Raw genomic sequence first — 6,445 nt, 5'->3', positions numbered from 1 at the left:
CCACTTCGATGAGGATACGTCCATCGGGAGCATGCGGGCTATCCACAATGCTCGCATCTGAACATCATCAAGGCATCATAGGCTGGATTGCCTGTGGCGTTCTGGGTCTTTGTATACTTCTTGTTGAGTAGTGTGAATACCTCGCCAGTCAACGCAAGCGCTGATCTGTCGAAGGAACGAGTGCTTCATGCGGTCGCGACGCACCTGCGTATAAACTTGCAGGAAGCTCGGAGCGGATTCGGTTTGTTTGGTAGGCATAGCTATACGACTATTTCGGTTATAAAGACGCTAAATATCAGCGATATACGAAGTAGCCACAACCCTATATACCTTTGAAATACCGTGCAATGGTCTCTAACCAGTCAAATGCTATGAAATACCTATGAGAATACGAATCCATCAGACTTGAGGATCACGTAGCCTGTGTAATCCGAGATGGGTAATCATTGTTCCGTTAAGGTGAGGTAGGGGAGAGTTCTCTAATCAGAGTTTGGTACAAGAAGCAGGGTGTGCGGTGTTGTATGAGATTGCCCTTGGTTGCTGAATATAGCTTATTTAAAGGGTTGGTGATAGGGGGAGAAGAGTTACTATAAGTCTCTGTGGCGAGTTATGGTAACTTGTTGCGATGAGTTACCATAAGTCTTTGAAACGACTTACCATAACTTGTCGTGACGAGTTGCCACAACTCGCTGAGCATTCTTTTTCTTACTCTCTATTATATTTGTTATCAATTTGTTATGTGCGTTCTGGTGGTGCTCCTTGAGCAGTCACAAGATGATGCTCTATCTCCCTTTTATATGTGGGAGGCGGCGATTATACGTGTGGAGCAATGGTGAGTACTTTGCGCATCAGCGAGAGTGATGAGGACTTAGGTGGAGGGGAAAACAAAGCTAGGCTTTCCTCGTTAGGCGACGAAAGGGTATCTTTGCACATATTTTCAAGGAAATGACAAGCAGATTATTTGATCTCGTTCAAGGCATCCGGTATCAATCCCCCAGCCAGACGAGTACAATCGAAGCAATCAAAATAACGCAGATAACTGAAGATTCACGCCGAGTTACACCTGGGACTCTCTTCGTCGCACTGCGAGGCGTGCATGCTGATGGACATCTGTTTGTACATAAAGCTATTGAAGCTGGAGCGTCAGCTGTGGTTGTAGAGGAGTTGCCGAAGGAACAAGTGGAGGGTGTCGTGTACCTAGTCGTCGAAGATACGGCAAAGGCTCTTGGAGAGCTGAGTGCACGTTGGGAAGGAAATCCATCGGAGGGACTGACGATTGTTGGGGTAACAGGTACGAATGGAAAGACTACGATAGCTACCCTTCTCTATCGCCTCTTTCGTTCGGCAGGATATCGCTGCGGACTCATCAGCACGGTATGCAACTATATTGAGGACGAACCTAAAGCAGCGACGCATACCACACCTTCTGCTCCTGAGCTACAGCGACTCCTCCGCCAGATGAAGGATGCTGGATGTACACATGTTTTCATGGAGGTTAGCTCTCATGCGATGGCACAGCATCGTACGGCAGGTGTGCATTTCAGTGGTGGGATTTTCACGAACTTGACCCGAGATCATCTCGATTATCATGGCACCGTTGAGGCCTATCTCAAGGCAAAGAAGAGCTTTTTCGATGGTCTCGGCAAGGATGCTTTTGCTCTGACCAATCTCGATGAGAAAAGTGGCCCGGTGATGCTACAGAATACACGAGCGAAGAAGTACAGCTATGCTCTGCGTAACCCAGCTGACTACAAAGCTCGTATCCTAGAGCGTTACCCCTATGGCACCTCCATTGAGCTCTGTGGTAAGGAGGTGCTTGTTCAGCTTATTGGAGACTTCAATATCTACAATATCCTAGCAGTCTATGCTAGTGCCCTGCTCCTTGGCATGGATCAGGACGAGGCTCTTCGCCACATCAGTACATTGAAGGCTGTGGATGGACGCTTCCAGACCTTTATCTCTCCTCATCGAGGATATATCGCCATCGTAGACTATGCCCATACGCCAGATGCACTCGTCAATGTGCTAGATACAATCAGAGAGATTAAAGGGAAGGATGCTAAGGTCATTTGTGTCGTTGGCTGTGGAGGAGATCGTGATAAGGGGAAGCGTCCTATCATGGCGCATGAGGCAGCCTTACGCTCAGAGAAGCTCATCCTTACCTCAGATAACCCTCGTACAGAGAAGCCTGAGACCATCATTCAGGAGATGCTAGATGGACTTTCCTCCAGCGAACAGAGTCGTACACTCAGGATTACTGATCGTGCTGAAGCTATTCGTACTGCGACTATGCTTGCGGATCGGGGAGATATTATCCTCGTTGCAGGTAAGGGGCACGAGACGTACCAGGAGATCAATGGAGAGCGTCATCACTTTGATGATCGAGAGGTAATCAAAGCTCAGTTCGCACAAGAAGTTTAACCCTACCTAACGTTAGAGTATGATTTATCATTTATTTGACTTTCTCACACGCCAAGGGATTGTTTTCCCTTTCTCACGCCTCTTTACCTACGTCTCTTTTCGTGTAGGGCTCGCGGTTATCCTGGCGCTCTTAATCAGTACAATCTTAGGGAGTAAGCTCATCAAGTACCTCCAGCGTAAACAGATCGGCGAACTCGTACGTGACCTTGGACTAGAAGGTGAACAGGCAAAAAAAGGTACGCCTACGATGGGTGGAATTATCATTATTCTCGCTATCCTTATTCCGACGCTGCTGTTTGCCCGCCTTGATAATATCTACATCATCCTTATGATTGTGACTACTGTCTTGATGGGACTGCTGGGCTTTGCTGATGACTATATCAAGGTTTTCAAGAAGGATAAGAACGGGCTGAAAGAGCATTACAAGATCTTTGGACAGGTGTTCCTTGGGCTAATTGTCGGTGTGACTCTTTACCTCAGCCCTTCGGTTGTCATCAAGCGCAATAGTGAGGTCATACGTGAGGGGAATGCTCGTGAGATTCGTTTTGAGACGACGGACACGAAGAGCTTTCAGACCTCTGTCCCCTTCGTTAAAGATAATAACCTTGATTACTCTGAAATCCTACCAATTGATGACCCTGCGGTGAAGAAAATCGTTGGTGTCACAATCTTCATCATGATGACGGTGTTTGTCGTCATGTTGCTCTCCAACGGCGTAAATCTCACCGATGGCGTCGATGGATTAGCCTCAGGCTCCTCTGCCATTGTGGGCGTTGTGCTTGGCGTCTTAGCCTACGTCTCCTCGCACCACGATATGGCAGGCTATCTCAATACGATGTTTATCCCTGGAGCAGAAGAACTGGTAATCTTTGCCTCGACACTTGTCGGTGCAACAATTGGTTTCCTCTGGTATAACTCTTATCCTGCGCAGGTCTTCATGGGTGATACGGGCAGCCTTGCTCTTGGTGGAATCATCGGGGTCTTTGCCATCCTTATCCGCAAGGAGCTACTCCTGCCAATCCTCTGTGGCATTTTCATTGCCGAATTTACCTCCTCGTTCATCCAGCGTTTCTATTACAAGTTCACACGAATGCGTACAGGCACAGGAGTGCGTGTTTTCAAGATGGCTCCCCTGCACCATCACTTCCAGCTGCCTGGTGGGACTGCTGCCAATAGTCTATTAAAAAAGCCCGTAGACAAGATACCTGAAGCTAAGCTCACGATGCGCTTCTGGCTGGTTGGAATTATCCTAGCCGTCCTGACCATTGTTACGCTTAAAATCCGCTAGGCTTCGACGGGATGATCCAGATAGGAGATAAGATCGTCAGCCAGGATATTTTTGATGTCCTCTTCGCTTGTGACTATGCTGCGTGCAAAGGTGCTTGCTGCGTAGAGGGAGATAGTGGTGCGCCCCTTGATCCAGGTGAGGCAGACCAGCTGCGCAAGTACCTTCCCCTCGTCGAACATTTGCTTTCTCCTCAGGCCAAAGCCATTATTGCTGAGCAAGGCGTGAGCTACTTCGACGAGGATGGAGACGAAGTGACCTCGATCGTGCATGGGAAAGACTGCGTCTTCACCACTTATGATGAGCATGGGAACTGTAGGTGTGCCTACGAAATGATCTATTATGAAGGGAAGAGTGACTTCATCAAGCCGATTAGTTGCCAGCTTTATCCGATCCGTTTGACACGCTACAAGGACTTTACGGCCGTCAATTACCACAAGTGGTCCATTTGCAAGTGCGCCCTAAAACGAGGAAAACAGCTACAGCTCCCCGTCTACAAATTCCTAGAGGGTCCGCTTACTCGGGCCTTCGGTGAAGAATGGTACGCCCAGCTTGAGGACGTCGCTCGCCTGCTACAAGAAGAACAACTTGAAACTTGAGGGAGTCTCCTCGAAGTAGGGAGCTAAAAACTAAGAGCTAGGAGAACGACTGGTATGCAGAAAAGAAGGATTGAGAATAAACTGTGGGAATACGGGATTTAACAACACCCACAAGGGGAGGAAGGCTATACCAGGTTTTCTGATTGTATTTGGGTGAAGGAAAGTATATCTCTACCGCTAATAACATTATTATGTACATAAAGGAGTTTACACCACTGCTCGTTGTTATTCTTCTCCTCCTATATTTGTGTCTCGTCAGATGGAGGTCAGCGAAGTACAAAGGGCAGATTGGAGAAAAGTGTGTTTCCTCAATTCTATCAACCCTTCCTAGTAACTACTATCTGTTTAACAATATATACCTTCAGAATGGAACCCACTCTACCCAGATAGACCATGTAATCGTATCTCCTTACGGCATCTTTGTTATCGAAACAAAGAATTACAAGGGCTGGATCTATGGCACAAAGCACGGTGAGTACTGGACACAAAATATATACGGGGTAAGATACTCACTCCAAAATCCAATCAGGCAGAACTATGTCCATACAAGGGCGTTACAAGAGCTGTTGGGGGTACCTCTGGATATGTTCATTCAGGTTGTGGTATTCATGGATAAGGCAGAGCTAAAAGGAGAGCAGAACGATGGGGTTGTGTACTTGAGCCAGTTGCAGGACTTCGTCTTGAGTCATTCGGTAGAACGGCTAACGGATGAAGAGGTAGAGTCATTCACGGCTCTTCTCCTCTCTAGCTGTGTCCGAGATACAAACATGGAGAAGCGGCATATCTTGAGTGTCCAGCAGAGGATACAAGAGCGACAGAGACTGATTGAAAGCCACGTTTGTCCGAGGTGTGGGGGAAGACTGATCGTACGCTACGGAGCGTATGGCTCATTCCTGGGTTGTAGCAGTTTCCCGCGTTGTCGTTTCACGCTCTCACTTAGGGATAGCTGATTTTCGCTCTCTTTTTCTTTTTGGGACAACTTGTCTATCTCTATTCTTCTTGTTATCGCTTATATATTCGATAAATGCAAGGAGCGTGACACCCGACTTGAGTGTCACGCTCCTTGCGTTTTTTTATGAGGAATAATGGTGGGGCGTCTTATTCCTTGACTTCCCAATAAGGATCCTTCATCAGGATATCCTCGAGCGAACGGATACCAGGCTTCTGCGCCTTTACTTCTTCAATCTGTTGCGCGACCGCTTCGTCGTAGCTGATGTCCGCTACATCACGAATTACCCCGAAGGCAACAGGCATCTCATCTCCCGTTGTCCCCATCATCGCAAGCATCGTGTGCAGTGTGGGATCTACTTCGTGCGCATCGTGTGTCAAGACATCGTCCAGCGTGTACCCATCCTCACCAATGGTCACAGCCTTTAGACGTAGGCCATCGAGGACAATTCCCTTGTTCTTCTCCTTGCCAAAGACCATCTTCTCGCCGTGGCGTAGGGTGATCGAACGATCGTCACGCACTTCACGTTGCGAGACGCCCTTGTGGGTACCATCGTTGAAGATTACACAGTTCACTAGTACTTCTACTACAGAGGCTCCCTTGTGACGGGCGCTCTCGAGCATACATTGCCCAAGGAGCTTCATGTCGATGTCCAGCGAGCGTGCGAAGAATCGTCCGCGTGCACCGAAGCAAAGTTCTGCTGGGATGAACGGATCCTCCACCGTGCCGTAGGGCGAACTCTTAGAGACAAAGCCTCGGGCGGAAGTCGGGGAGTATTGTCCTTTTGTTAGCCCATAGATACGGTTATTGAAAAGAATGAAGTTCAGATCCACATTACGCCTTATGGCATGGATGAAGTGGTTACCACCAATGGCGAGGCTATCACCGTCCCCTGTGGCAATCCAGACACAAAGGTCAGGGCGTGCCGTTTTTAGTCCAGTGGCAATAGCAGCTGCACGACCATGGATGGTGTGGAAGCCATAGGCATTCACATAATAGGGTAGACGTGATGAACAGCCAATCCCAGAGATGACAGCTGTCCTCTCTGTTGGGATGCCGAGGTCAGCCATAGCCTTCTGCAGGGTAGCAAGCACCCCATGGTCTCCACAGCCTGGGCACCAGCGTACGTATTGGTCACTCTTAAAGCTCTTGGCGTCTAGCTTAACGCCACTTTCTTGTGTATCCATTGCT

The 6,445-nt window shown here is 48.3% G+C and carries 5 protein-coding genes; 4 read left to right on the top strand and 1 reads right to left on the bottom strand.

The features are described from left to right. Positions 1 to 945 precede the first annotated feature (945 nt). From HMPREF0636_RS04445 to HMPREF0636_RS04430, 4 genes are all read left to right on the top strand, one after another. On the top strand, positions 946 to 2,421 hold the full coding sequence (locus tag HMPREF0636_RS04445) for a UDP-N-acetylmuramoyl-L-alanyl-D-glutamate--2,6-diaminopimelate ligase (protein ID WP_044168768.1): 1,476 nt from the start codon (positions 946 to 948) through the stop codon (positions 2,419 to 2,421). A 19-nt stretch (positions 2,422 to 2,440) separates the two neighbouring features. Continuing rightward, positions 2,441 to 3,709: a phospho-N-acetylmuramoyl-pentapeptide-transferase gene (gene mraY, locus HMPREF0636_RS04440; protein WP_044168766.1), complete on the top strand. Its 1,269-nt coding sequence runs from the start codon at positions 2,441 to 2,443 to the stop codon at positions 3,707 to 3,709. Positions 3,710 to 3,720: 11 nt separating this feature from the next. Further along, entirely contained in the window at positions 3,721 to 4,305 is a 585-nt protein-coding gene (locus tag HMPREF0636_RS04435) for a DUF3109 family protein (protein ID WP_044168764.1), read from the top strand. A 191-nt stretch (positions 4,306 to 4,496) separates the two neighbouring features. After that, entirely contained in the window at positions 4,497 to 5,255 is a 759-nt protein-coding gene (locus tag HMPREF0636_RS04430; protein ID WP_052328747.1) for an NERD domain-containing protein, read from the top strand. Between the two features lie 148 nt (positions 5,256 to 5,403). Here HMPREF0636_RS04430 and HMPREF0636_RS04425 read toward each other — a convergent pair whose 3' ends face one another. Further along, on the bottom strand, positions 5,404 to 6,441 hold the full coding sequence (locus tag HMPREF0636_RS04425; protein ID WP_044168763.1) for a 2-oxoacid:ferredoxin oxidoreductase subunit beta: 1,038 nt from the start codon (positions 6,439 to 6,441) through the stop codon (positions 5,404 to 5,406). Between the last annotated feature and the right edge of the window lie 4 nt (positions 6,442 to 6,445).

This window comes from Porphyromonas catoniae ATCC 51270, from assembly GCF_000565015.1.
Taxonomy (GTDB): Bacteria; Bacteroidota; Bacteroidia; order Bacteroidales; family Porphyromonadaceae; genus Porphyromonas; species Porphyromonas catoniae.
The sequence above is the reverse complement of the archived record's forward strand: the minus strand, read 5'-3'. Positions and strand labels throughout refer to the sequence as shown.